Here is a 24,939-nt window from a genome sequence, read left to right as displayed (position 1 = left end):
AACACTCTATTTTGTTTATCGCATCATCATCTAGGGTTAATTAATTGTCTAATAACTCCTCATCAGATTCCAATTTCGAATTAAATAAACAATTTGAGACTGAAATTAAAAAAATAGAAAGTGAAGATAGCATTGATATTAAAAAAATATACCAAGCAATTTTTAGAAGAAAAAAATTATTTGCAGTTACAACGGGAACGATATTAGTACTTACAGGTTTCTTTAATTTTTACAATAGAATTTTTAATCCTGTTTATAAAGGAACTTTTACAATTTTAATAAGCGATCCTATTAATGAGACTAGTAATAATAACTTATCAAATGCTTCGTTAGCTTTATTTGAAGATCTTGCAAATAATAATAATTCTATATCTGATTTCCCAACTTTAGTAGAGTTTTTAAAAAATCCAATATTACTAAAACCCCTAACTAAAAAATATGATATTTCAAGTAAATCTCTTGCCAATATGATAAAAATCACTAATGAATCTAGAGAAAAAAAAGCAGCTAAGGGTTTACTTACAGTTAGTCTTGAAATTGGAAACTTTAGAGAAGGTGAAAATATACTGAATGAATTAAATCAAATTTATATCAAAAGCTCACTTGACCAGAGAAAGAAACAAATTGAAGATGGTATTAAGTTTCTAGATTCACAAGCCCCTGTTTTTAAAGAAAAATCGATGCAGGCTCAATCTAAACTGGCGACTTTTAGAGAGCAAAACTTAATAATTAAACCTTTTTTGAAAGGAGATACCTTAAAGAACCAAGAGCGTTTACTAGAGGAACAACTGTTTGTTTTAAAATCAAAAAGAAATGAATTGTTTGAACTTAAGAATGTAATAAAGGAGGGAAAAATTATTGCTCTTGGATTAAAGGGTCAAATAGGTAATGACTCACAAGCATTGGTTTTCTTTAATATTGATCAAACTCTGTTAGAGGAATTTAATAAAGTTCTTACAGCTCTTTCAGAAGCACAAACTAAGTACACATCAAGTTCAAAAATTGTAAAAGGTTTATTTGCAAAAATTGAAAAGATAAAACCATTAATTTTAAAGAATCAGCTTAAAGCAGTTGATGCCACTATTGAATTAAATGAAACTAAAATAATTAACTTAGAAAAGAGAATCGTAGAGCTTGAAACTATTTTTAGAACTCAGCCTGACATCATAAAGAATTACAATAATTTACAGCAAGAAGTTCAATTCGCTGAAGAAAGTTTACAAGCATTGCGAGCGGCTAAATCAAGATTTCAATTGCAAATGGCTCAAAATACCTCACCTTGGTCTACCATTGTTCCTCCCGAAATGAGCAAAAGACCAATTAAACCTTCGATTCCAAAAAACTTAATACTTGGTTTTTTCGTAGGGATTTCAGCTGGAATAGTTGCAGCATTAATTAGGGATAAATTAGATTATGTTTTTCATAATGTAGATGAGGTTTTTGAAGAAATAAAAGTTCCAAGTTTGGGCCATATTCCTTATACAGAAATATTTAATGAACAAACCAATTCAATAAAAGAGTTACTGTTTAATACTAAAGACTTACAAAAAATAGACGCAAATGATCGTTATCAACGTTTTTTTTACCAGGAAGCATTTAGAAATATATTTACTTCAATAAGATTTTTAAATACTGAAGGTAAAATAAAGTCAATAGTAGTAACAAGTTCAATACCATCTGAAGGAAAATCACTTACCAACATACTCCTTGCTAAAACGATAAGTGAAATAGGTCAAAGAGTACTATTGGTTGACGCAGATTTAAGAAAACCTCAACTCCATAAAAGGCTCGGAATGAATAATATTGTAGGTCTTTCTAATTTAATTATTGATGATGAAATAGATATTCTAGGCACCATACAAAGTGTGCCAAAAATGGATAATTTAAAGGTATTAACCGCGGGAGTTAATCCTCCTGATCCAACTAGATTATTAAGTTCAAATAGAGCTAAAAATGTAATGAAAGAACTTTCTGAATCAGGGGAATTTGATTTAATTATTTACGATACCCCTCCTATATTGCTGATAGCAGATGCTGCTCTGACATCTCAAAATACTGATGGAATGATACTTTTAGTAAGTATTAATAAAGTTGAGAGAAACCTCCCTAAAAAAGCTTTGATGAGAATAAATGATTCCGGGTCGAAACTTCTAGGTGTTATTACCAATACAAGGAATGAAGATAAATACAATAAAGAAAGTAATTCCTATGCAGACTATGCAAACTATGCTTCTGTAAATCCTTCTCAAGAAAATGAAATCTCAGACACTTCCAATCAATCAGAAGATTTGTCTTCCTTTAAAGAAGAAACAAAATTAGAAAATAAGTTAAAAGTTTCAATTGATAGAGTTATTAAATCAACAAGTCATCAGCTTAATAAATTAATAGCTTGGATAGAAAAATAGAATATGAAAAAGTTTAAAAGTCAAAGGTCATTCAATATAGATTGGATTTTAGTAAATGAATTAGCTATTGGACGAGCTCCAAAATATGAACAAGATTTCTTGAAAATGAGGGATGAGGGTATAGTTTCAGTATTAAGTCTTTGCAGAGAAGATGAAGCTGAATTTCCAACCCAAATGAGAGATCTTTTTCGTTGCGAACGATTTATTCTTCCTGATCACAAAAGTGGGCGAATCCCCTCTATTGAAGAATTGAATCAAGCAATAAGTCTTTTAGCAGAACTAAAAAAGAATGGACCTATTTTTGTACATTGTATTGCGGCAATGGAAAGATCACCATTGGTTTGTATGGCATGGCTTATCAAAGAACATAATTTAAAGCCTCAACAATCATTGGATTATATGATGCAAATACATCCAGGTACTAATCCATTAGCGGAACAATTTGAATTGCTACATGAGATAAAATATTAACTTTAAATAGTTGTTTAATCATTCATAAGTTAAAATTAATTATGTTTATCCTTGGATTTGGATGTCCTCGAAAAGAAAAGGAATTATATTGGCTGGAGGGAAAGGGACTAGACTTAACCCAATAACAAATGGAATAAGTAAACAATTAATTCCTCTTTATGACAAGCCAATAATCTACTATCCAATTACAACTTTAATGTTGGCAGAAATTAGAGATATTTTAATTATTACTAGTAAAGAGGATCTACAATCATTTAAAAGATTACTTGGAAATGGTAACGATTGGGGGCTGAATTTAGAATATAAAATACAACCTAAACCTAATGGGATAGCAGAAGCTTTATTAATTGCAGAAGATTATCTCCAAGGATCTCCAACATGCTTGATTCTTGGAGATAATTTTTTTCATGGGCAAGATTTAGTGAAAAAAATAGAATTTGCCAACAAACAAAAAAATGGCGCCACAATTTTCACATACCAGGTAAATAACCCATCAAGCTATGGAGTAGTTGAATTCAATAAAAAGTTTAAGGTAATAAATATTATAGAAAAACCTTCAGATCATAAAAGTAACTTTGCAATAACTGGCTTATATTTTTATGATTCTAATGCTGTTGAATATGCAAAAGAAATAATACCTTCTAAAAGAGGCGAATTAGAAATTACTGAATTAAATAGAATTTATCTAGAGAAAGATGATCTTCATGTACAGAATTTTGGTAGAGGTATGGCTTGGCTTGATACTGGAACTTTTGATGGTATACACGAAGCATCAAGCTATATTAGAACGATGCAACATCGACAAGGTTTGAAGATAGGCTGTCCAGAAGAAGTTGCTTGGCGTAAAGGATGGATAAATAATGAACAACTCAAAGAATTTGCAAGAAAATCATTTAAGAGTGGTTATGGGGAATATTTACTAAAATTAGCCGATTAGAACATTGGATAAAATATTAATTTACTAATTAAAAACTATCTATCTTTTTATGAAACTCAAGAATAAACCAATAAAAAATATACTTGTAACTGGTGGAGCGGGGTTCATTGGAAGCGCATTAATAAAAAAACTTTTAGATGAAACCTCTTTTGAAATTTTCAATCTAGATAAAATTACTTACTCTAGCGACTTAAGTAGAATTAATAGTTTATTTGACAATAAGCCAAAGAAAAAAGAAAGATATAAATTTATTCAGGCTGACATATCAAATGATGAACTAACCCAAAAAACAATAAGTTATGCAAATCCAGATATCATTGTTCACTTAGCCGCTGAAAGCCATGTTGATAGATCTATTGATTCGCCAAAAGAATTTGTAAATACTAATGTAGTAGGAACATTTAACCTGCTTCGAGCATCAACATCCTTCTGGGAATCTCTTCCTGAAGAAAGAAAAAGAAATTTTGGTTTTTATCATATCAGTACTGATGAAGTGTTTGGCTCACTGGGAAAAGAAGGGATGTTCTCAGAACAATCACGATATGAACCAAGAAGCCCATATGCTGCTAGTAAAGCTTCAAGCGATCATTTAGCAAAGGCTTGGTATCACACCTATGGATTACCAGTAATTATTTCTAATTGCAGCAATAATTACGGGCCATGGCAGTTTCCTGAAAAACTTATTCCATTAGTTATAATTAAGGCTCTTAGAGGCGAGTACATACCTTTGTACGGCGATGGATCAAATATTCGTGACTGGCTTTTTATTGATGACCATATAGAGGCGTTAATTAAAATATTAGAAATTGGGGAATATGGTCATACTTATTGCATCGGTGGAAATAATGAAAAAACGAACAAAGAAGTAGTTAATAATATATGTAACTTACTTAATGAATACAAACCAACAAATTATTCATACCATGACTTGATTAAAAATGTAACTGATCGTCCAGGACATGATCAAAGGTATGCTATAGACTCAACTAAAATCAGAAAAGAATTAGGATGGTTACCTAAAATTAATTTTAATGATGGACTTAAGAAAACGGTTTTGTGGTATCTAGAAAATTTAAATTGGGCAGAATCATTACTTATCAAATCAGGCTATGAAGGAGAAAGACTTGGACTCAATAAATAAAAAAAATTATCATATTTAGAAATAAATAGTTTATTTTTCGAATAAATACTTATTATTCTTATAGTTATTTGAGCAAAGTATTATAAATAGAGGTTTTATGCATTTTAATGAAACTCCGGAGAAATATTATCATTCTAAAAAAGACCTAAATTTAAATAGATATGAAAAAGGTGTATATAAAGAAATTTCAAACACTTCTTGCTATACATCAATATTATCTATAGGTATATGGAGATTATTTGGAGGTCAAATTGCAAGAAACGAATCAGAAAAAGTTTTTTATAAATCTATTGAATCAGGGTTGAACCATATTGATTGTGCAAATGGTTATGGGCGTCCTCCCGGTTCAGCTGAAGAAGAGTTTGGAAGACTGTTAAAAAGATTATCTTATATGAGAGATGAATTAATAATATCAAGTAAAGCTGGTTACGAAATGCTCCCAGGCCCAAATGGTTCTGGAAGTAGTCTTAAGCATTTGAGAAGCCAAATTGAAGGAAGCTTGAAAAGACTAAAATTAGATTATGTTGATATATTTTATACACATAGATACGCTAGCGATTGTTCCTTAGAGGTTGTAGCAGATTCATTAAAATATTTACATGATAAAGGTTATTTTTTATATGCAGGTATTAGCTCTTATCCTGAAAAAGAATTAAATAAAATTATAAGTCTTCTAATAGAAAGAGAAATTCCAATTGGCCCATTACAATATAATATTTCCCTTATGAATCTAGATTATTTAAGAAAATGTAGATCTTGCTATGAAAAGTGGGGAATTACAACTATAGCTTTCAGTCCTTTAAGTCAAGGTATAATAACTTCAAGTTATGTAAAAGGTGAAAAGGATATGAAGTCAAGATTATTTGATGAAAGTACCACAGTTATAGAACCAACTGATGAGGGTAAAAATATCCTTAACAAGTTAACAAATAAGCTAGATACAATAAATTTCTCTTTGGAGGAGTACGCAATCGGGTGGCTCATATCAAAAAATTTCATATGCTCTGCAGTATATGGTCCTAGAATAGAATCACAAATTTTAAAAATGAAAAGATTGAAAGAATTAATAAATTTAATTAAAGATGAAAAATTTATAGATGAAGAAAGAGAGTTTATGGAATTAAAAACATTAAAAGAAATTGATAAATGGAAACCAAGAAGTACAAACCAAGCCTTTGACATTATTAATTGAATACAAAAAATCTCATCACTTATATAAAAAAGCTTATTACTATTAGCCAAAATTTATAATGAGTGATATTAAATTAAGAATCAGATCAATTTAGTTTTAAAATGAAAGAAGAAATTTTAAAATTTATACGTAGTAACAGAGTCTCAAGCACTCAAGTGGCTGATGCTCTCCAAAAGAAAGGTGTATTAAAAGATATTATGCCTTTAAATACAAATCATCATAAGACTGGTGAAGTATTCTATATTTGGGGTGCAAACGAAACCAATTGGGACATTCATTTGGGTGCTGAGAATGCTCCAGAAAATTCAGTTGTATTTATAGATATTATAGACAATAAAATTGAGAAAGCCTCTTTTGGTGATTTAATCTCTAAGTATCTAATTATTTATAAACAGGTTGCTTCTATAATCACAAATGGAAAAGTTAGAGATGCACCTAAATTATTAAAAGAGAATTGGCCAATATGGTGTATTGGGAGGAGCCCTATTGGTTTCAATAATAATAAAGAGGAGGTAACCACAGCTATTAAAGAAAAGATCAAAGAAAGGAAGGAATTTTTTCATGGTTCAATAGCAGTTTGTGATGATACTGGTGTCGTTATCATTCCAAAAAATAAACATAATCACTCATTTCTTAATGATTTAATAGCAATTGAAGAGAAAGAAGATAGATGGCTAGAGTGTATAGACAGAAAGAAATTATCCACATTCCAAACTGTTTGCATTAGAGAAAAAAATTTATGAAAGAAATTAGTATTCCTTTCAATAAGTCAACACAAGTTGGAAACGAAATAGCTTATATAAAAGAAGCATTGTTGTCTAATAAATTATGTGGTGATAATCTTTTTTCAAAGAAATGTCAAAAATGGTTTCTAGAAAAAGGTTTTAAAAATCCATTAATGACTCCATCCTGTACAGCAGCATTAGAAATGACAGGGATCCTAATGGGTATTGAAAAAGGTGATGAGATAATTATGCCAAGTTACACATTTGTAAGTACAGCAAATGCTTTTGTTTTAAGAGGCGCAAAAATTGTTTTTGTAGATATAAAAGCAAGCGATATGAATATCGATGAAAATAAAATAGAAGCTGCTATTACTCATAAAACAAGGGCAATTGTAGTTGTTCATTATGGAGGTGTGCCATGCGAAATGGATAAAATAAAATCTATTTCAAATCAATATAATCTTTTTCTTATAGAGGATGCAGCACAGGCATTAATGAGTACATATAAGAATAAAATGATTGGAACCTTTGGAGATTTTGCATGCTTTAGCTTTCATCAAACTAAAAATTTTACCAGCGCTGGCGAGGGGGGATTAATCACTATAAATAATGAAACCTTTGCAAAGAGGGCAGAAATAATACGTGAAAAAGGAACAAATAGAACTGCCTTTACTAGAAAAGAAATATCTAAATATTCATGGATAGATATTGGAAGTAGTTATTTACCATCTGACATACAGTGTGCTTATTTATTTGCTCAATTAGAAAAATCAGAAGCAATTTATGAGAAAAGAAAATCTATATGGAATAAATATTATTCTGGGTTAAAAGAATTAGCTAATAAGAATTTGATTAATTTAGCTAAAACAGGTGATCATATTAATCATAATGCTCATCTATTTTTTATAAAGTTAAAAGATATTAATCAGAGAAATAAACTAATCGAATACCTTAGTAATCAAGATATTGAAGTTGTATTTCATTATCTACCATTACATAATTCTGAAGCTGGTAAAAGATTTGGTACATTTTCAGGTGAAGACCAAAACACGACCATGGAGAGTAATAGATTAATTAGGCTTCCGTTATTTTATTCTCTTAAAGATAATCAGATTTGTAAAATAATTCAAAAAATAAAGGATTTTTTCTAGTGGAATAAATGGCTCTGTTAATAATACATAGAGGTTTTCGTTTTGGTGGAATCGAAACTTTTTATTTGAGACTTGCAAGATACAGAAAAAAGAATAATTTCAAAACATATTTTCTAATCTTTTCAGATAGAAAAAAATGCGATTTGGATTTAGTTCAAAACCTTGAAGATGTTTCTAATGTTTTTTACAAAAAGGATATTAGTAAAAACAATTTTTCAAAAATTTTTAATTATTCAAATTTGAATATAAATAAAATCAAGTATTTTTTTTCTGAAATAAATCATATTCATACCTCTAATGGAGAGACTGCAGTTATAGGTATAGATATTATTAAAATACTTCATCAAAGAGTTAAATTAACTGTAGGTTTTTATTCATCTAGAGAATTTACGTGGGGAAATTATAAAGAGCTGCCTTACTTTGAAAAGGTTCATAGAAATCTTGTTCTTAAACATATTTCTAAAAATAATTTATATCTATATAGCGAAGGAATGAATGATTTCTATGAAAAAGAAACTGGCATTGAATTTAAAGGTGCTCAAACCTTTAGAATAGGAGTAATAGATAAATATAATTCCTCTGATATAAAAATTAAAAATTTAATAAGTAAAAAAATAAAAATCTGTTCAGTAACAAGACTTGTTAATTATAAAAAATATATATTTGCAATGATAGATACAGTAAAAAATTTAGTAAAAGATGGAATAGATGCCTATTATGATATTTATGGATATGGTCCATTATATGTATCAATTAGGAAAAAAATTATAGACTTAAAATTAGAAGAAAGAGTAAAACTCTGCGGCAATATTGAGTATGTAAATCTATCTAGAACTTTTAAAAATTATGATTTATTCTTTGGAGGCGGTACTGCTATAATTGAAGCTAGTTCTGTTGGACTTATATCAATCACTGCAATTGAATCCTTCTCAGGCAGCTATTGTTATGGTTATTTCTCTGATCTAGCAAAATCATCATATAACTCAAAAGAGTTAAATCATCCCAAATTAGACTTATTAAAATTCATCAAAGATTATTCTAAAAAAACAAATATTGAGAAAAATGAATTAGCAAAAAAACATAAAAATTGCGTATATATCTTTACTATGTCTGAATGCAATAATAATTTTGAAGATAAAGGATTAACTACAAATAATAATTTTTTCTATAGTAAAATTAGATATAACTTTAGCCGTGCAAAAAATATATTTCTTAGAAAATATATACCAAAATATATAAATTTCAAACAATATAATTACTAATATAAGTATTAAATAAAGGTCAATTACTCTAAAATAGCTTAAATTAGTAAAAGAATGAAAGATTAGATGTGTGGAATTGGAGGTTATTGGTCCCCCAAAAATGGTTCAGATGAAAATATAGCTAAATTGTTGCTTCAGCCACTCATGGATAGGGGGCCGGATTATCAAGGTTATTGGATTGAGAAGACAATTGGACTAGCTCTTTGTCATTCAAGGTTAGCAATCATAGATACAAGTAATAAAGGTATTCAACCTATGCATTCATATAACAATAGATATGTAATATGTTTCAATGGTGAAATTTATAATCATAAAACAATAAGAAAGAATCTTGATAAGTATGGATATAAATATAAATGGAATTCTGATACTGATACAGAAACAATTTTGGCGGCTATTCAATTTTGGGGTGTGGAGAAGGCAATTACAAAATTAGATGGAATGTTCGCTTTTTGCTTATGGGATAAGAAAGAAAAATACTTGTATTTAGTAAGAGATCGTATAGGAGAAAAACCACTTTATTATTATATAAATAAAAATTTATTTATTTTTGGTTCTGAAATAAGAGTATTAAAAAAACATCCATTAATAATGAATGAAATAAATTACGAAAATATCTCTGAATATTTTGACTATGGCTTTATAAGCGGAGAGAATACAATTTATAAAAATATTAAAAAGGTTAAACCTGGATCTTTTGTTAAGCTCAGTTATGATTGCTTATTCATCCATGAAAAAAAAATATATTGGTCTCTTTCTAAAATTATAAATAATAATTTTAATACATTCGAAGGGACAAAAAAAGAAGCCAAAAAGGAGCTTGAAATCCATCTTAAGAAAATTATAAATAGACAAATGGTTGCAGATGTACCCTTGGGTGCATTCTTATCTGGAGGTATAGACTCCTCATGTGTAGTTTCAATTATGCAAAGTATTTCTAAAAATAAAATAAATACATTTACATTAGGTTTTGAGGATCATAATTATGATGAATCTGGTAAGGCTAAAAGGTTAGCAAATTATTTAGGAACAAATCATCATGAACTTATAGTTTCTGAAAAAGATATTCAAGAATTGATTCCAAAAATTTCAACAATGTTTGATGGACCTTTTGGGGACTCTTCACAATTTCCAACTTATTTAATTAGTAAATTTGCCAAAAAATATGTAACTGTTGCTTTATCTGGTGATGGAGGAGATGAATTATTCTCAGGTTATTCTAGGTATTATCGGATTAAAAATCTTTATAAATATATAAATAAAATTCCAAAGTACTCAATTTATTTAATAGATGTAATTAACTCAGTCAAAAATAAAATCAATAATCAAGATAGCTTTAGCTATACAAATAAGTTAAAAAAACTAATAAAATCAGAATCGGCTTTAAATTTTTATGATGAATATATGAATATTTTCTGTGGTAATTCAATTATAAATCCTGAATTAAGTAGAGAATATGGTATTAATAGGAACGAAGATAATTTTATTAAAAATAAAAATATTATTGATGCAGCAATGTATTCAGATACCATTAATTACTTACCAGATGACATATTAACTAAAGTTGATAGGATGGCGATGAGATCATCCTTGGAAACAAGAATACCTTTAATAGATCACCACTTAATTGAATTTAGTTGGAGTCTTCCAAGAAGCTTAATTCATGAAAAAAATAACCCAAAAAATTTGCTAAAAGAGGTTTTAAATAACTATATTCCAAAAGAACTTATAAATGATGAAAAGAAAGGTTTTAGCATCCCAATGAAAGATTGGTTAAAAGGTCAATTAAAAGATTGGGCAATGGAATTATTAAATAAGTCTAATTTAAAAAAATATGATATTCTAGATTATAAGAAAGTAAGTAGTTTGTGGTCTGAACATTTAGAGGGTAAACGTGATTGGTCAAATAAAATTTGGGTAATTTTAATGTTTCAATCATGGCTATCTAATGAGAAATTAAATGGATAGATATGAATTCTCAAAGAATAGCTTTTTTCATTCCTAAACTAACTTTTGGAGGAGCTGAAAGAGTAATAATTGATATTGCAAATAATCTTTCTAAACGAAATTATTTAATTGATATAGTTCTAGCTAAAGGTGGAAAAATATACTTAGATGAAATAGATCCTTCTATTAATATAATTAATCTTAATTGTAAATCAACTATCCTAAGTTTATTTGACTTATGCAGATATATTAAAAAATCTAGTCCTTATGGAATTATTTCAGCTTTATCTCATGCAAATTGTGTCCTTCTTTTAGCGAGAAAGATTATTAAAAATAATACAAAGGTTGTAGTCTCGGAAAGGAATGTAAGCCACCTTAATACAAATAATAAAGTTGGAATAAAAAGAATTATATTGGACTTGCTTATTAAATATTTGTATCCTGAAGCAAAATGTATCGTCACAGTTTCAAAAGGAGTAAGGGAATCAATAATTAATACTTATAAATTAAAAAGTAAAAAAGTAAAGTGTATCTTAAATCCCTGTGATTTTGAAAAAATAAATAAATTAAAATCAAAAGATATTCTAAATTCTGGAATTATTAATAGTATTAAATCTGATAATCAAAAAATTATACTAGCTGTTGGTAGCCTAACTATTCAAAAAAACTTTAGCTTACTAATAAATGCTTTCAAAAAAGTTAATAGAATAATTAATTGTAAGCTAATCATTTTGGGGGAAGGTCCAGAAAGATCTAATTTGGAGAAACTCTATAGAAATTTAGAAATAGACAAAAAGTCAATTATTATGCCCGGATTCGTGGCTAATCCATTTCCTTTCATGAAAGCTTGTGATTTATTTGTTCTATCTTCTTTATGGGAAGGTCTACCAAATGTTCTCATCCAAGCTTTGGCTTGTAATTGCAAGATTGTATCAACCGATTGCGACGCAGGTCCTCGTGAGATCTTAGAGGATGGGAAATGGGGTAGACTTACTAAAGTAAATGATATTAACGAATTAGCTAATACTATGCTGGAAGAACTTAAGGATAAAGATAAAGATTTAGATCAGCAATACTTCAACCCTACAATTGGTAGATTAAATAGATTTAATATAGATAAAATTGCTGACCAATACTTAGAAGCTTTTGAAATTTGAATTATTTAAAATGATAGTATTTGCAAAATAATCTAGTAAATAATATGTTTTATAAATTTAAAATTATTTTATGGTATTTATTAAGACCTCTTTTCTGGGAACATTCATTAGAGTTATTAAAAAGAAAGTATATTTATATTAAAAAAGATGAATCCAAGCAAGGATTAGATTGGGCAAAGAAAAATTCAAATTCTTTATTAAATGGCTTTAAAAAAATTGGAATAAACTGTAATCAAGATATCCTAAAACTAGATATAAATAAAGAGCTTATTGATAATGGAGATAAATTAATTAAATCTTCACTAATAAATATAGACCCTTCCGTTGACTCTCAAAAATTAGCAGGAAAAGCTTATATCAAGCTTCTATATATTTTAACTTTAATAACTGATACTAAGTTTGTAATTGAAACAGGAGTTGGTTATGGATGGTCAAGTCTAGCAATCTTACTTGCACTTTCTAAAAAAAATCAGGCAAAAGGATTGGTAAGCATAGACATGCCATATCCATCCTCAAAAAGTATTGGATATGTAGGAAAAGTAATACCAGATTATTTAAAACAAAAATGGACTTTAATTAGTCTTCCTGATAAACCAGGAATTAGAGTATCTATTAAAAAAAATTTAGAAAAATTTGATTTAGCACATTATGATTCTGATAAAAGTATTAGGGGAAAAGAATATGGTTATGAACTTCTTTGGAAGGGTCTTAGAAAGGGCGGTATATTGATATCAGATGATATTGAGGATAATCTTTCATTTTGTAGATTTATAAAAAAAAAGGAAGCAAAATTTACAGTAATAAAAAAAGATAAAAAATATATCGGCCTTGTAATAAAAAAATAAGATAAATTAGTGAATAATAAAAGATTAAAAAATACTCTTATTAAAAATAAAATAATATTGCATGTTATTCCAAATTTTATTCCTGGCGGTGCTGAGAGCCAATTAAAACTTCTTGTGGAAGAATCAATCTTTTATAAGCATATAATTATTTCTATCAAAGATAATAAGAATATTTTTGAAATAAGTAAACTGCGCAACAATATAAATGGAAGAATTAAAATTATAAGTTTAAAATTAAGACCAAATCCTTTTTCTATAATTTACTCTTTAAAGATATTATTAAAAACATTAAGAAAATATAAACCAGATATAATCCAGTATTGGATGTACCATTCACAGTTTTTAAGTTTAATAATTTCATTAATATATAAATCAAAAGTAATTTGGTGCATAAGACATGGTTTCTTCTCAAAAGAAACAAAATTTAGTACAAGGTTAATTTCAAAAATTAATTCTGTTTTTTCAAATATAATTCCAGATTTAATAATATATAATTCAAAAACAGGTAAGCAAATTCACGAATCAAATGGTTATTCAAGTTTGAAAAGTAAATATATTTTTAATGGTGGCAACGATATCTTTAAATTCTCTAAGGAAGATAGGAATGAGTTTAGATCAGAATTTAATCTTAGCGAAAAGATATTTATTGTAGGATCAATTGCTAGATATTCTCCTCAAAAATCTCATCAAATCTTATTGGAATGTTTTAGTTGTGTATTGAAGAACAAAAGAAATACTAGATTAGTATTGTGTGGAAGGGGCATGGATTTACAAAATAAAGAATTAATAAGTTTATTAAGGAAATATGATCTTGAAAAAAGTACAATTTTATGTGGCTTTCGGTCTGATATAAATAAAATTTTAAATGGACTTGATCTATATATCTCCACTAGTAGTTTCGGTGAAGGTTTTCCTAATGTTATTTTAGAGGCAAGTTATACAGGATTATCTATAATTGCATCAAATGTTGGTGATACTAAAAAAATAGTTGCAGATAATGGAATTCTTTTTGAGATTGGAGATAAGGAATCATTAAAAGCAAATCTAAGTGATCAATATAAATTATTTTTAGATAAGATAGAAAATAATCAAAAATATTTTTTAAAAAGGAAAAAACTATCAGACTTTTCTAGAAGTAAATTTACAAAAAAAGAAATGGTTTATAAATATATTCATGAATGGAACAAATTACTATGTATTTAGAATATTTAATCACAGCAATAAGTCTTATACCTATTTATATTTTTCTGCTTAAGGGACTTAATTTAAAATTAAGTACAGCTTTATATATTTATTTTTATAGATCTATATTTTCGCTGTTTTATATTTTTTATGCAAGTAATGATTTCGCAGATGCGAATACATATATTCGCGGAAACGCAATAGATTCTGAAGTGATAGGATCAGGATTCGTATTAAGAATAGTTGATTTTAGTGGGAAGTATTTAGGTATAAAAGGATATGCTTTATATTCATTATTTGGCCTTTTAGGAGCATTAGGATGTTGCTATCTATATTGTGCTATTAAAAAATGTGATTTGAGAGGTCTTAATAAAATAGGTATTACAAGTGCATTATTTTGCTTCCTACCATCAATAACATTTTGGACATTATCGCCAGGAAAAGACTCTATTAATTTCTTGATAATAAATTATGCTTTATATTCTTTTATACAATTAGATGATAATTCTCTAAAGATCAATTTTAAAATATTACTTTCATCCATAATATTGTTATTAATTAGGCCCCACGTAGGAGCTTCTCTGATCTTGGCTTATATTGTTTTTTATTTTTTTCAAATCAAAAAGAAAAAAGATATATACATAAGATTTACTTTATTATTCATCATTACTTTAACTTTTTGGATTTTAGTACCTTTTATACAAAAATTTGCCTCAATAGAAAATATGAATATCCTCGATAGTATTTCCATATTACAGGAAAGATTCGTCAACACATCGTCAAAGGAAGAAAATATAAATTATATACTTAGAGTTATTTTCTTTTTATTTACTCCATTACCTGCAATAAATTTCAGTCCTTTATACTTAGCAGATTATGTAAATACTTTATTCATTTGTTTTTACTTATTTAATATAATTAAAGATCCAAAGAGTTTTAAAAATATATCAAATAATCCCTTTTTTTTATTTTCAATAATTCTTTTATTTCTTCTACCTTTGATCGTTTATAATCCTGGAATTGCAGCAAGGCAAAAATGGATTGTTCTACCGACTTTAGTTGTAAGTTTAAAAAGGAATAGATATTTAAGTTATAAAAGAATAAGAGAATCATTAAGATCTAATTGTGATTGAAGTGTAAAATGGTACGAACACAACATATAATATATTAATGGAGAAAAATGTTCATAAGAATAGACTACTCTTTACTACTACAAAACCAATAACATTAAATAGATTTCTGTTCCCAATTTGCGATAAATTAGATAAAGAGTTAGATCTAGATATAATTATTGGATCACGGGATATAGATGAACTTAATTCAAAATGGTCAAAATATAAAAGTGTAGAAATTTACTATCCTAGATCTTGGAAAGAGCTATTAAATCCAATAAAATTATTGAACATAATTTTAAAAATTAATAAGTTGATATATAAAAAAAAAATAAAATATATATACGTGCATACTCCAATAGCATCCAATATAATGAGAATTTCTAAAATTTTCAATTTTAGAAGTAAACCTATAATAATTTATCAAGTACATGGTTTTCGTTTTTATGGAAAAACTTTTTCTATTGGAAAAATAATATTTTTAATAATTGAATTTTTCTTGTGCATTTTAAGCACAAATTATATTATTACGATAAATAGGTTTGATTATAGAATCGCAAAGTTATTTAAGCTATTTTCAAAAAAAAATGTATTTTTAGTAAAAGGAGTTGGAGTAGAAAGTAATAAATTAAAGCAATACTTTAAAGAGAAGAAAGTTTTAAATAAATCAAAAATTATAGGAACAGTTGCTACTTATAATAAAGATAAAGGATATGAAACCCTTTTAAATGTTGCTAAAGAATTAAGTGAATATAAATTCAACTGTTATGGTTCAGGAACCTATAATTATTTCAGAAAAAAAGCTGAAAGAATGAAAATTTTTAATGTGAAATTTAATAATTTTACTGATAAAATTGAGAATGAAATTTCGAATTTCGATGTGATGTTCCTTCCCAGTAAAAGAGAAGGCTTGAATGTATCTATTCAGGAAGCACTATTTCTTGGTGTCCCAGTTGTTACATCAAACATTAGAGGATGCAAAGATGTTTTAGAAGGTTCAAAAGTAAACTATATATTTAATGAGAATGATATTAAAACTGCATCTTACTTATTGAGGTATATTCTTTCACTAGATTTAAAAGAATATAATGAAGTAAGAATGAAATGCATATCTCATGCTTATGCAAATTATGATTCCATGAAAATCTTAAATGAATACATTTATATTTTTAAAAAAATCTTTCTATTAAGTTAATGTTAAAAACCCAACAAGTAAATTTTAATGATTTAGAAGAAATTACTTACCACTATAAAAATGCTTTTGGTCGCGAAATTACAATAGACCAGTATATTAAAACTTTTTTAGATAACAAAATATTTCATAGCCAAATAGCTAAAAATGATTCTAATGAGATAATTGGGCATATAGGAATATCTCAGCATCCTTTAAAGGGATTAAAAGATAAAAAAATTGCATTTAGATTTAGCACCTTCATTAATGAAAAATATAGGGGAAAGGGACTATATCAAAAACTTATGAATTCAACCTTAGATTATCTAAAGGTATCCAATATATCATTATTATATGCATGGCCAAACAAAATAAATTTGTTAAGTTGTCTAAAAGATAATAATTTTCATCCTTTATTTCCTCAAACAACTTTTGAATATAGTTTTGGTATAAATTTTAAAAAAAATAGTCAAGATACTAATGGATATAATATAGATATTTTTAATAATTCTAATATTCAGATTAATAAATTAAATAATCTTTGCCTATTATATTCAAGCTTATATGAGTCAATTGTTGATTATGATACCAATTCGTTAAAAAAAAGATTAACTAGAAATAATAAAGTTATTTATTGTTTAATTAAAAAAAATTCTAAAATTGTCTCATTCTTAGGATTTCAAGAAGATCAATTTGAAAGTATTTATTGTGCTTTGCATTTTAATCAGATTGATTTTTTTCAATTAAAAATTATTTTATCGGATTTGGTTAATTCGATATGGAAGAACAAAAAACTAATAAAGTGCCAAATGTGGATATCTCAAAAAAATAGGGCAGAAATTAGAAATGCAATAAAATCAGGAATGATTGAAAATGGTCCTATCTTTTATAGAGGTTTTTACATAACAAATAAATTAAATAAATTAGATTTCCCTGAAGAACTTCTTACCAAAACAAGTATGCTTAATCATGATGCTTTCTAAAATATATTGATTAATGAAATACTTGATGCCTTACGTTAAAAAAATTTTTTTCTGTATTATTTTCATCATATTTTCTCCAATCTTTTTATTTATATCTTGTATTTGTATATTATTTCAGGGATGGCCAGTAATTTATAAAAGCAAAAGAATTGGTCAAAATGGTATCCCCTTTATTGTTTATAAATTTAGAACAATGAGACACGGGACAATGGACGATAAAAAAAGAATTACAAAAATTGGAAGTTTATTAAGAAGATCAAGCCTAGATGAAATACCTCAAATAATAAATTTAATCAATGGATCAATGGAATTGATAGGAGCAAGACCTTTACCCTCTAATTGTTTTAACTCAAGAGTAATGAAAAAATATTTTAATGAGAGGCATATTTATCCGCCTGGCCTAACTGGATTAGCCCAAGTATATGGAGAAGGGAAGATTAGATCGCATAAAGAAAAGCTGGTTTTTGATATTTTCTATGTGAGAAATAAATCAATATACCTAGATTTAATAATTATGCTTAAGACTTTTGTTGCAATATACAAAAGAGCAGTAAATAATAAGCAAGGAATAAGTCTTTAGAAATGTCTATTTTCAGACAAAATGACAGAGTTTTAATAGTAGCTCCTCATTGTGACGATGAAGTTTTAGGTTGTGGAGGAACAATAAAATTTCTTGCAGATAGAGGTTTAGATATTACTCTATATATTGTTACAGGACATGGAGATGGAATTCATCCAATCTGGCCAAAAGATTTATGGGATTCAATTCATAATGAATGTGAAAATTCTTCATCTTATTTAGGAATAAAAAGAACAATCTATGGAAATCTACCAGCAGTTTGTCTTCCAGATTTGCCTATTTATAAAGTAAATGAGGAAATAAAATCAGTACTAAGTCAAATAAACCCAACTGTTATTTTTATGCCTTGGAAGGGCGATATGCATAAAGATCATGAAATTATTAACTATGCATTATCTGTAAATCTTAGACCATATCTACCTATTAATAAAAGTGTAAGATTAGTTCTTTCTTATGAAGTACTTTCAGAGACTAATCTTCCAATAGAACCTTCCAACTTTTCTCAATTTACTCCTAATTTTTATATTGATATATCAAAATATATAAATTATAAATTAAAAGCAATGGAGTTTTATCAAAGTCAATTAACAAATTCATCTTCGCCAAGATCTATTGAAGCTATAAAAGCATTAGCAAAATTAAGAGGGGTTCATGTAAATAAAGAATTTGCAGAAGCTTTCATACTTTCTTTTTGCTTGGAATCATGAATTATATTAGTTCTAATTATCATATAGTTCATGTTAATTTAATTACATGAAGAAAATTATTATTATCGGGGCTGGAGGCCATTCGAATGTGATTGAAGATACTTTAATAGAGCTCGAGATTTTTAATGAGATAGCTTATCTAGATGACAATTTTAATAATAATACAAAAACATTTTTTTCAAAAACAAAAAATATACTAGGAACAACAGATCAAATTTTTGATAAACAATTCAGATCAAATTTTAAATATGCTTTTGTAGCAATAGGGGACTCTGAAAGAAGACTAAAATTAATAGATCAATTAGAAAATCTTAAATATGAAATTCCCATCATAATTCATCCAACTGCTTGGGTTTCTAAATCTGCATCATTAGGGATAGGTTCAATAGTACTTTCCCAATCAACTATTCAGACTGGGGTCAAAGGTGGTAAAGGATTAATTATTAATAATTCATGCTCTATAGATCACGATTCATTTTTAGGTCATGGTGTTCATATAGCACCAGGAGTAAATATTGCGGGATCTGTACATATTGGAGATAGATCTTGGATAGGAATCGGAGCTTCTGTTATTGAAAACATTACTATTGGTTCTGATGTCAAAATCGGAGCTAATGCAGCTGTTATAAGTAATATTCCAAACTCCGTGAATGCGATTGGAGTCCCAGCAAAGATTAAAAATTAATTCTATGAAGTTAAATAGATGGCCTAAATACACAAAAGCTGAAATAGAAGCAGCATTGAATGTTTTATCCTCAGGAAAAGTTAATTATTGGACCGGTAGCGAATGTAAAGCTTTTGAAAAAGAATTTGCAAAATATATTGGCTCAAAATTTGGGGTAGCTTTAGCTAATGGGACAATGGCTTTAGAAGCTGGTTATAGGGCAATTGGTATTAAAGAGGGAGATGAAATTATTACAACGCCTCGAACTTTTATAGCCACTTCAATGGCAGCAATTAATTTAGGAGCGAAAATAATTTTTGCTGATGTCGATATAAATACAGGATGTATAAGTCCATCAGCGATAGAACCACTTATTACAAAAAATACAAAAGCTATTGCAGTTGTCCATATAGGAGGCTGGCCTGCAGATATGGAGAATATTTGCAAAATTGCAAAAAATAATAGGCTATATCTTGTTGAAGATTGTTCACAAGCGCATGGCGCTAAAATTAAATTTCGAGATGTTTATAGATCAGTTGGAAGTTTTGGGCATCTAAGTTGCTGGAGCTTTTGTCAAGATAAGATAATTTCTACCGCAGGGGAAGGTGGAATGATTACAACAAATGATCAGGAAATTTACGAAAAAATTTGGTCATATAAAGATCATGGCAAGTCATATAAGGCTGTATTTAATCAACAATATTCTACTGGATATAAATTTCTACATGAAGATCTTGGTTCAAATTATAGGATGACAGAGTTACAAGCAAGTATTGGTCGAATACAGTTAAAAAAACTAGATGAAACACAAAAAATTAGAGAGAGAAATGCTTTAATAATTTCTTCAATTTTAAATACATTGGATCTTGTAAGGATACCAATGCCACCTAAATCAGTTAAACATGCTTGGTATAAGTTTTACGCCTATATAAAAGAAGATAAATTGTCTAAAGATTGGAGCAGAGATAGAATAATAAATACATTGACTGAGGCAGGATTTCCAGTATTCGCTGGTAGCTGTGGAGAAATATATATGGAGAAATGCTTCAAGAAACTTAATATGCAACCCTCCAAAAGATTAAATAATGCTAGAAATCTTGGGGAGACAAGTTTATCTTTTCTTGTTGATCCGCTTATAAGTATTGAAGAAATGCATGAATATGCTGAAAATATCAAAAATGTACTAAAAAGTGCTTCAAATTAATATGAAAAAAATTGACAAGAAATGAACTTTAATATTTCATTACAACGTAAACTCCTTTCCTTACCTCAATTTTACAGAAGAATACTTATTCTTTTTCTTGATATATTACTAATAATTGCTGCTATATATCCAAATTACAGTAGATTTTTAATTCAGGGTGAACAATTAAATTCTTACCAATGGTTACTAATATCACCTGCAATATGTATCCCAATATTATTTATTTTAGGAAATTATAGGAGTCTTACAAGATATCTCGGAAGTAAATCAGTTTATCTTTTATCTTTTAGATTATTAATATCATTTTTCTTTACATATATTTTTGGAATTATATTTGGGAAAGCTATTCCTGATTTATCAATTTGGATTTGGATTTGGCTTACATCAACATCTTTAATGAGTTTATCAAGATTTCTTATTAGAGATTGGCTACAAAGTATTTTTTTTATTAAAAGACGTAGATCAAATACTGTGATATATGGTGCTGGAAATGCAGGAGTTATACTTTCAAAATCATTAAAAATTGCAAGATTAGATAGGATAATTGCCTTTGTAGATGATGATCCTCAACTATGGGGTAATGAAATAGATGGCATAAAGATAATATCACCAAAAAACTTAAATCAATTTATAAAAAGTAAAAAGATAGAAAAAGTTCTTTTAGCTATGCCTTTAATAAAATTAAAAGATAAAAAAAGAATAGTTAACAGTCTTAATGAGGTTACTGTTTCTATACTTGAAGTCCCAACTCTCGCAGAAATAGCATCCGGTCAACTGATAGTAGAAAATCTAAAGCCTGTCAATATAAATGATTTACTTAGAAGAGATGTTGCTAAAAAAGAAGTTAAACTTATTCAAAAAGGTATAAATTCGAAAATAATAATGATTACAGGTGGTGGTGGGTCTATCGGAAGTGAATTATGTTTGCAATTACTAAATTACTTACCAAAAAAATTGATAATAATAGAAAGAAATGAATCTTCCTTATACGATCTAATCCATAAACTAAAAAAATATTCTTCTAATTGTTTAACAGAAGTTGTATATATTCTTGGTGATATTTCTCATGATGTATTTGTTGATAACTTAATGAATAAATATAATGTTCAAGTAATCTTTCATGCTGCTGCATATAAACATGTGCCAATTGTGGAAGAGAATCAATTATCAGGAATAGAAAATAATCTTATTAATACATATAAATTATGTCAATTATCACTTAAAAATAATATCGAAAACTTTTTATTGATATCTAGTGATAAAGCTGTTAGGCCTACAAATACTATGGGAGCTACAAAAAGGGCAGCTGAATTAATAGTGCAAGCTAGTGATAAATTAAAAAAAGAATGTTCCTTCTCCATTGTTAGATTTGGAAATGTAATTGGATCATCAGGATCAGTTGTACCTTTATTTCAGAAACAAATCTCACAAGGAGGTCCCATTACAATTACCGATAAAAAAGTCATAAGATACTTTATGACAATTGAAGAAGCTGTTGGTCTAGTGCTTCAAGTTCAATCTTTAGCTAAGGGAGGAGATGTCTTCTTGTTAGATATGGGTAAACCTGTAAAAATAATTGATCTTGCTTATCAGATGGCGAAATTAAATGGGAAGATCATAAAAGATTCAACTAATCCACATGGAGATATAGATATAATTGAAATTGGTCTTAGACCTGGTGAAAAGCTTTACGAAGAACTACTTATAAGTGGAAAAAGTATTAGAACTCAACATCCATTAATATACAAGGCAATTGAAAGTTTATTGCCTTATGAAGAAATTGAAGAAGCTATACAAAAAATTAAATTACACATTAGTAAAAACAATAAAAATGATGCTATCAAATGTCTAAAAGAAATGGTTCCAGAATGGGAAATTAAAACTATTAATTAAATTTTAAAATCATAGTTTAACTTTATATTTTCAATAACATGTTGTTTTAATTTATTCAATTCTTCCTTTGAATTTGATACTCCAATGTAATAACCCAATCTAGAACTATCATCACAGGGTAAATTGATTTTATGGTTAGGTTTCAACTTTATATCAAAGTCTAGTATATTTAAATTTTTCATTATTTTTTTTCGATTTATATTAAATGAACTTAATATTCCAGGGGCAATTTCTAAGAATTCAAGTAATGCATATGAATATTTCCTAGGGATGTATTTATTATTAGATGACTTTAGGTCAATTCTGAATAATGATTCTTCAATAAAAGTAGATAGATAGTCACAGCCAGTTAATGAGGGAACTATGTGAGAGGATACATTAGTACCTCCTCCTCGAATTGCTGCTTCTACTAGATAGAGTTTTTTTTTCGAAAAAATATATTCTGTATGTGTTAACCCAAATGGAAGCATTTCATATATTAGATCATTTATAGTAGCTATTTTTGACCTGTCAATCCAGTCAAAACTTGGTTCATATGTTAATGAATTTGCGACTCCAAAAGTATGAGGAAAATGAGATTTCCTTGAGACACATAACGTATTATGAGACTTATTTCTGCCTTTAAAACCCTCTACAGTTATTTCTATACCATTTATAAATTCTTCAACTATCAAAGCTTTTTTTCTTGAGTATTTTAGTGAATTTGCGAATATATGATCAATTTTTTCATTTTCTTTAATGACATAAACTCCTCTGCTGGATTGAGAGTCAACTGGTTTGATAATTACATCTGATTTGATGGATTCGTAGAAATCTTGTAATTCATTTTCACTTTTACATAATCTAAATTTTGGATGAAATAATCCTGGAGCTTTTAATTGTTGTCGCATTTTATATTTATCAGTAAATAAATCAGCAACATCAATTCCTACTCCATCTAAAGAAAGTTTTTCATTTATATAAGCTACTGTTGGAACAGCAATATCTGTTTGATCAGTAAAAGCCATTAATATATTATGCTTTTTAGCAATTTCCAAATTAGATTCTTTATCTCTAATGTCTAATACATAAGATTTATCAGAATATTTAAATCCCGGTGAATTATCTAATAAATTTGTGCAAATAACATAAAAACCATATTGTTTTAGTTTTTGTAAAAGTGGTATTTGCCATTTTCCACCACCAACAACCAATACAGAATGCTGCACAATTATTTTTTATTTCGGAAAAATTTATAAATTGATTTAATTATGTTTAATAATGAAAATGGATAAAATGGTTTTTTATGAAATTTTGCAAAATTATATCTCCAATTAACAGTCTTTATTTCATTTCTAGTTAATAAATCAATAAAAGTATCATTTTCTTTTTCAAGAAAAGACAATTTATCATTTTTCAATTCAATTCCTTCTCTTGTCGCAGTAAGTAAAGAATCTGAAAATTTAATGTTTAAAAAAGATGCAACTTTTTTCATAGTAATATATCTATCATCTATTAAATCAGTTAAACTAACGCTCATAAATTTTTCTGGATAAAGTTCAGAAAGTTTATCAATTGTCGAATAATAATGAAGGATTTTTTCTATTTCATTTGTATTTAAAATTTTCTCAAATGGGACCCGAAATGCTTTCGCTTGATTTAGATCATTAGGTCTTTCTTTCCTATTTGTTCTTGAAGCAACAATATTTTTTACATCTCTTTTAACGGTAATAGACTTCATGCAAGGTATTAAAGATGGTATTTTTTCATAATACAAATAGGATTCGGGATGGCTCATTGTTGCGTAATATTTTGGATTTGTACTACTATTTCTATGCACATTATGAATATTTTTATAGAGAGATAAGCAAATTGATTCTACAGTCCATTCTTTCATATTTAATAACTCTTTTGAAAAATTTCTATCAATAGTATAAAAATCAGTTTTATAAGGAAATTCAATAATCTCATTGGTAGATAAATATATGAGATATTTACCTTCATTCATAACTTTTTCTAATTTATAATATTCAGATTTTGCTAAAGTTTGACGTAATTTTGTAATATGTTTTTTGAGAATAAATTCATCTTTATTATTGATATTTAAAAATGGTGCATATGAATATTCATGGATTGGGCTAACAAAAATATCTGGATGAGAATCTAGAAGTGCCCAAAGTACACTTTTGCCACCTGCATACCAGCCATCAATTTGAATTAACATTTTGTTT

Annotated in this window: 22 protein-coding genes; 20 read left to right on the top strand and 2 right to left on the bottom strand. The window is 27.7% G+C overall.

Annotated features, from left to right (window positions below; all coding sequences use genetic code 11):
* The first annotated feature begins 44 nt into the window (after positions 1-44).
* From HA141_RS07140 to HA141_RS07045, 20 genes are all read left to right on the top strand, one after another.
* Positions 45-2,405 carry a GumC family protein gene (locus HA141_RS07140; protein ID WP_209118326.1) on the top strand — a complete coding sequence of 787 codons (2,361 nt, stop codon included), beginning with the start codon at positions 45-47 and terminating at the stop codon, positions 2,403-2,405.
* 3 nt (positions 2,406-2,408) lie between these two features.
* Positions 2,409-2,876 carry a protein-tyrosine phosphatase family protein gene (locus HA141_RS07135; protein ID WP_209118324.1) on the top strand — a complete coding sequence of 156 codons (468 nt, stop codon included), beginning with the start codon at positions 2,409-2,411 and terminating at the stop codon, positions 2,874-2,876.
* Positions 2,877-2,937: 61 nt separating this feature from the next.
* Complete coding sequence (gene rfbA / locus HA141_RS07130) at positions 2,938-3,813, top strand: glucose-1-phosphate thymidylyltransferase RfbA (RefSeq protein ID WP_209118322.1); 876 nt, start codon at positions 2,938-2,940, stop codon at positions 3,811-3,813.
* Between the two features lie 49 nt (positions 3,814-3,862).
* Positions 3,863-4,954, top strand: coding sequence for a dTDP-glucose 4,6-dehydratase (gene rfbB, locus HA141_RS07125; protein ID WP_209118320.1), 1,092 nt, complete (start codon positions 3,863-3,865; stop codon positions 4,952-4,954).
* Between the two features lie 97 nt (positions 4,955-5,051).
* Positions 5,052-6,146, top strand: coding sequence for an aldo/keto reductase (locus tag HA141_RS07120; protein WP_209118318.1), 1,095 nt, complete (start codon positions 5,052-5,054; stop codon positions 6,144-6,146).
* Between the two features lie 101 nt (positions 6,147-6,247).
* The gene (locus tag HA141_RS07115; protein WP_209118316.1) at positions 6,248-6,889 is read left to right on the top strand and encodes an RraA family protein; all 642 of its coding nucleotides are present in this window, start codon (positions 6,248-6,250) and stop codon (positions 6,887-6,889) included.
* Positions 6,886-8,022, top strand: coding sequence for a dTDP-4-amino-4,6-dideoxygalactose transaminase (rffA, locus tag HA141_RS07110; protein ID WP_209118314.1), 1,137 nt, complete (start codon positions 6,886-6,888; stop codon positions 8,020-8,022). The genes HA141_RS07115 and rffA overlap by 4 nt, the downstream gene beginning before the upstream one ends.
* 8 nt (positions 8,023-8,030) lie before the next feature.
* Positions 8,031-9,284 (top strand): glycosyltransferase, encoded by a 1,254-nt coding sequence (locus tag HA141_RS07105; RefSeq protein WP_209118312.1) that lies wholly within the window; start codon positions 8,031-8,033, stop codon positions 9,282-9,284.
* 66 nt (positions 9,285-9,350) lie between these two features.
* Positions 9,351-11,252, top strand: coding sequence for an asparagine synthase (glutamine-hydrolyzing) (gene asnB, locus HA141_RS07100; protein WP_209118310.1), 1,902 nt, complete (start codon positions 9,351-9,353; stop codon positions 11,250-11,252).
* 2 nt (positions 11,253-11,254) lie between these two features.
* Entirely contained in the window at positions 11,255-12,388 is a 1,134-nt protein-coding gene (locus tag HA141_RS07095) for a glycosyltransferase (protein ID WP_209118308.1), read from the top strand.
* 44 nt (positions 12,389-12,432) lie between these two features.
* Positions 12,433-13,233 (top strand): class I SAM-dependent methyltransferase, encoded by an 801-nt coding sequence (locus HA141_RS07090; RefSeq protein WP_209118306.1) that lies wholly within the window; start codon positions 12,433-12,435, stop codon positions 13,231-13,233.
* Positions 13,234-13,242: 9 nt separating this feature from the next.
* The gene (locus HA141_RS07085; RefSeq protein ID WP_209118303.1) at positions 13,243-14,436 is read left to right on the top strand and encodes a glycosyltransferase; all 1,194 of its coding nucleotides are present in this window, start codon (positions 13,243-13,245) and stop codon (positions 14,434-14,436) included.
* On the top strand, positions 14,412-15,548 hold the full coding sequence (locus HA141_RS07080) for a hypothetical protein (protein ID WP_209118301.1): 1,137 nt from the start codon (positions 14,412-14,414) through the stop codon (positions 15,546-15,548). Before HA141_RS07085 ends, HA141_RS07080 begins: the two co-directional genes overlap by 25 nt.
* A 37-nt stretch (positions 15,549-15,585) precedes the next feature.
* Positions 15,586-16,722 (top strand): glycosyltransferase, encoded by a 1,137-nt coding sequence (locus HA141_RS07075; protein ID WP_209118299.1) that lies wholly within the window; start codon positions 15,586-15,588, stop codon positions 16,720-16,722.
* Positions 16,722-17,681 carry a GNAT family N-acetyltransferase gene (locus HA141_RS07070; RefSeq protein ID WP_209118297.1) on the top strand — a complete coding sequence of 320 codons (960 nt, stop codon included), beginning with the start codon at positions 16,722-16,724 and terminating at the stop codon, positions 17,679-17,681. Before HA141_RS07075 ends, HA141_RS07070 begins: the two co-directional genes overlap by 1 nt.
* 13 nt (positions 17,682-17,694) lie before the next feature.
* Entirely contained in the window at positions 17,695-18,261 is a 567-nt protein-coding gene (locus HA141_RS07065) for a sugar transferase (protein WP_306822736.1), read from the top strand.
* Positions 18,262-18,263: 2 nt separating this feature from the next.
* Positions 18,264-18,968: a PIG-L deacetylase family protein gene (locus HA141_RS07060; protein ID WP_209118293.1), complete on the top strand. Its 705-nt coding sequence runs from the start codon at positions 18,264-18,266 to the stop codon at positions 18,966-18,968.
* Between the two features lie 46 nt (positions 18,969-19,014).
* Positions 19,015-19,653, top strand: coding sequence for an acetyltransferase (locus HA141_RS07055; RefSeq protein ID WP_209118291.1), 639 nt, complete (start codon positions 19,015-19,017; stop codon positions 19,651-19,653).
* Between the two features lie 4 nt (positions 19,654-19,657).
* Positions 19,658-20,836 (top strand): DegT/DnrJ/EryC1/StrS family aminotransferase, encoded by a 1,179-nt coding sequence (locus tag HA141_RS07050; protein ID WP_209118289.1) that lies wholly within the window; start codon positions 19,658-19,660, stop codon positions 20,834-20,836.
* A 21-nt stretch (positions 20,837-20,857) separates the two neighbouring features.
* Positions 20,858-22,729 (top strand): nucleoside-diphosphate sugar epimerase/dehydratase, encoded by a 1,872-nt coding sequence (locus HA141_RS07045; protein ID WP_209118287.1) that lies wholly within the window; start codon positions 20,858-20,860, stop codon positions 22,727-22,729.
* Here the strand turns inward: HA141_RS07045 and HA141_RS07040 are convergent.
* Positions 22,726-23,937, bottom strand: coding sequence for an ATP-grasp domain-containing protein (locus HA141_RS07040; protein WP_209118285.1), 1,212 nt, complete (start codon positions 23,935-23,937; stop codon positions 22,726-22,728). The genes HA141_RS07045 and HA141_RS07040 overlap by 4 nt on opposite strands.
* Positions 23,938-23,939: 2 nt before the next feature.
* A complete protein-coding gene (locus HA141_RS07035; RefSeq protein ID WP_209118283.1) occupies positions 23,940-24,932 on the bottom strand; it encodes a sulfotransferase domain-containing protein in 993 nt (330 codons plus the stop codon).
* Positions 24,933-24,939 lie beyond the last annotated feature (7 nt).

The sequence above is a fragment of the Prochlorococcus marinus XMU1402 genome, assembly GCF_017696205.1.
In the GTDB taxonomy this organism is placed as follows: Bacteria; Cyanobacteriota; Cyanobacteriia; order PCC-6307; family Cyanobiaceae; genus Prochlorococcus_A; species Prochlorococcus_A marinus_AC.
This window is presented reverse-complemented; position numbering and strand designations above follow the sequence as displayed.

Bases quoted from the DNA above. Each gene is read 5' to 3' on its own strand.
- HA141_RS07095 (WP_209118308.1), top strand. From the start codon at position 11,255: ATGAATTCTCAAAGAATAGCTTTTTTCATTCCTAAACTAACTTTTGGA.
- HA141_RS07070 (WP_209118297.1), top strand. From the start codon at position 16,722: ATGTTAAAAACCCAACAAGTAAATTTTAATGATTTAGAAGAAATTACT.
- HA141_RS07120 (WP_209118318.1), top strand. From the start codon at position 5,052: ATGCATTTTAATGAAACTCCGGAGAAATATTATCATTCTAAAAAAGAC.
- HA141_RS07135 (WP_209118324.1), top strand. From the start codon at position 2,409: ATGAAAAAGTTTAAAAGTCAAAGGTCATTCAATATAGATTGGATTTTA.
- asnB (WP_209118310.1), top strand. From the start codon at position 9,351: ATGTGTGGAATTGGAGGTTATTGGTCCCCCAAAAATGGTTCAGATGAA.
- HA141_RS07080 (WP_209118301.1), top strand. From the start codon at position 14,412: ATGGAACAAATTACTATGTATTTAGAATATTTAATCACAGCAATAAGT.
- rffA (WP_209118314.1), top strand. From the start codon at position 6,886: ATGAAAGAAATTAGTATTCCTTTCAATAAGTCAACACAAGTTGGAAAC.
- HA141_RS07050 (WP_209118289.1), top strand. From the start codon at position 19,658: ATGAAGTTAAATAGATGGCCTAAATACACAAAAGCTGAAATAGAAGCA.
- HA141_RS07055 (WP_209118291.1), top strand. From the start codon at position 19,015: ATGAAGAAAATTATTATTATCGGGGCTGGAGGCCATTCGAATGTGATT.
- HA141_RS07090 (WP_209118306.1), top strand. From the start codon at position 12,433: ATGTTTTATAAATTTAAAATTATTTTATGGTATTTATTAAGACCTCTT.
- HA141_RS07045 (WP_209118287.1), top strand. From the start codon at position 20,858: ATGAACTTTAATATTTCATTACAACGTAAACTCCTTTCCTTACCTCAA.
- HA141_RS07105 (WP_209118312.1), top strand. From the start codon at position 8,031: ATGGCTCTGTTAATAATACATAGAGGTTTTCGTTTTGGTGGAATCGAA.
- rfbA (WP_209118322.1), top strand. From the start codon at position 2,938: ATGTCCTCGAAAAGAAAAGGAATTATATTGGCTGGAGGGAAAGGGACT.
- HA141_RS07075 (WP_209118299.1), top strand. From the start codon at position 15,586: ATGGAGAAAAATGTTCATAAGAATAGACTACTCTTTACTACTACAAAA.
- HA141_RS07065 (WP_306822736.1), top strand. From the start codon at position 17,695: ATGAAATACTTGATGCCTTACGTTAAAAAAATTTTTTTCTGTATTATT.
- rfbB (WP_209118320.1), top strand. From the start codon at position 3,863: ATGAAACTCAAGAATAAACCAATAAAAAATATACTTGTAACTGGTGGA.
- HA141_RS07115 (WP_209118316.1), top strand. From the start codon at position 6,248: ATGAAAGAAGAAATTTTAAAATTTATACGTAGTAACAGAGTCTCAAGC.
- HA141_RS07060 (WP_209118293.1), top strand. From the start codon at position 18,264: ATGTCTATTTTCAGACAAAATGACAGAGTTTTAATAGTAGCTCCTCAT.
- HA141_RS07035 (WP_209118283.1), bottom strand. From the start codon at position 24,932: ATGTTAATTCAAATTGATGGCTGGTATGCAGGTGGCAAAAGTGTACTT.